Source organism: Streptomyces hilarionis (assembly GCF_024539675.1).
GTDB classification, from domain to species: domain Bacteria; phylum Actinomycetota; class Actinomycetes; order Streptomycetales; family Streptomycetaceae; genus Streptomyces; species Streptomyces hilarionis.
Window position 1 is genome coordinate 1 of sequence record NZ_JAHHIT010000332.1, and the last position, 2036, is coordinate 2036.

General features: G+C 73.5%; 2 protein-coding genes. Both read left to right on the plus strand.

Annotated features, from left to right (window positions below):
- Window positions 1-151 precede the first annotated feature (151 nt).
- Window positions 152-994: an Fpg/Nei family DNA glycosylase gene (locus tag KMS84_RS38400; RefSeq protein ID WP_256921189.1), complete on the plus strand. Its 843-nt coding sequence runs from the start codon at window positions 152-154 to the stop codon at window positions 992-994.
- Window positions 995-1158: 164 nt separating this feature from the next.
- Complete coding sequence (locus KMS84_RS38405) at window positions 1159-1923, plus strand: SDR family NAD(P)-dependent oxidoreductase (protein WP_256921190.1); 765 nt, start codon at window positions 1159-1161, stop codon at window positions 1921-1923.
- The last annotated feature ends 113 nt before the right edge of the window (window positions 1924-2036 follow it).

Sequence of the window (2036 nt, forward strand, 5' to 3'; positions counted from 1 at the left end):
ACCCGAACCCCCACCCGAACCCCCGCCGAACCCCTGCCCGTCATCGCACCGGCGGCGGCGCCCGCGCCCCCGCCCGAGCCGCGCTCCGACGCCCGACCGCGGGCGGGGAACCGCGCCGCGCCCTTCCCCCACCGCATGTCACCCTTGACGCATGCCCGAAGGTGACACGATCTGGCAGGCCGCGAAGCGCCTGCACGACGCCCTCGCGGGAAAGGTACTGACCCGCTCCGACCTGCGCGTGCCCAAGTACGCGACAGCCGATCTCACCGGCCGGACCGTCCTCGACGTCACCGCGCGCGGCAAACACCTCCTCACGCGTGTGGAGGGCGGCCTGACGCTCCACTCCCACCTGAGGATGGACGGCGCCTGGAAGATCTACGCGAACGACCAGCGCTGGACCGGCGGCCCGGCCCACCAGATCCGGGCGATCCTCGGTGTCCACGACCGCAACGCCGTCGGCTACCGCCTCCCCGTCCTCGAACTGCTGCGCACCGCCGACGAGCAGCAGGCCGTCGGACACCTCGGCCCCGACCTGCTCGGCCCCGACTGGGACGCCGAGCGGGCCCTCGCCAACCTCGCCGAGGCGCCCGACCGCCCGCTCGGTGAGGCCCTCCTCGACCAGCGCAATCTGGCCGGCGTCGGGAACGTCTACAAGAGCGAGCTCTGTTTCCTCATGGGCGTCACTCCATGGCTCGCGGTCGGCGCGCTTCCCGCCGACCGGACCGCGAAGCTGCCCGCGCTCGCGAAGAAGCTGCTGGAGGCCAACCGCGACCGCCCGATCCGCAACACCACGGGCCGTCGCGGCCCGGACCTGTTCGTCTACGGCCGGGCGCCCCGCCCCTGCCTGCGGTGCGGAACACCGATCCGGGTCGCCGACCAGGGCGACGGCTCCCGCGAACGGCCGACCTACTGGTGCCCCACGTGTCAGACGGGTCCCGCGCCGGCGCCGGGCTCCCCACCGACCCACCGCTTCCGTTCGCGCACCCTCCCCTGACCGGGCGCCCGCCGCGTCATCGCAACCGCACCGCGCCCCGCACGACGCCACCCCCACACACCTCTGGACGTCGCCTCCGCCGCCCTGTCGAAGCACGCACGGAGTCCCGACCCCTCACGTCCCCATAATTGACGGACCGTCAGAAATGCTCGTACCGTCCCTTCATGGCCGTGAAGGCGTACGACCTCACCGGACGCACCGCGTTCGTCACCGGCGCCGCGAGCGGGATAGGCCGCGCCTGCGCCGTACTGCTCGCCCAGGCGGGCGCCACCGTGCACGGCGCCGACCGCGACGCGCAGGGCCTGCACGAGACGGCGACCCTGATCAAGGACCACGGCGGAAGCGCCCGCACCCACCACCTCGACGTCACCGACCGCGTCCAGGTCCGCCGGGCCGTGGAGTCCTGCGAGCAGCTGGACGTCATGGCCGCGGTGGCCGGGATCATGCACAGCAGCCCGGTGCTGGAGACCCTGGACGAGGATCTGGACCGGGTGTGGGCCGTCAACTTCAAGGGCGTGCTGTACGCCTGCCAGGAGGCGGCCCGCCTGATGCTGGCGCGCGGCTCCGGCGGCAGCATCGTCACCATGGCCTCGGGCGCCGTGGACACCGGCGGCCCCGGCCTCCTGTGCTACGGCGTGGCCAAGGCGGCCGTCGTCCAGTTGACGAAGACCCTGGCCACCGAGGTCGGCCGGCACGGCATCCGGGTCAACGCGGTCGCGCCGGGCTGGATCCGCACCCCGATGACCGATCGCCACGACGAGGGCGCACAGGCGCACACGGAGGCGCTGATGGCGCGCATGTCGCCGCTCGGCCGGGTCGGCGAACCGCAGGACATCGCCCACGCGGTCCTCCACCTGGCCTCGGACGCGTCGGCGTTCACCACCGGCCAGATCCTCCGGCCGAACGGCGGCGTGGCCATGCCCTGGTGACCGACGCGGCCATCCCCCAACCCCTCACAGCCTGTACGTCCTTCGCTCCGCCCTCTCACCCCGGACCCTCACCTCGCCCCCTCACCCCTCCGCTCCTCGTCCCGCCTCTGCGC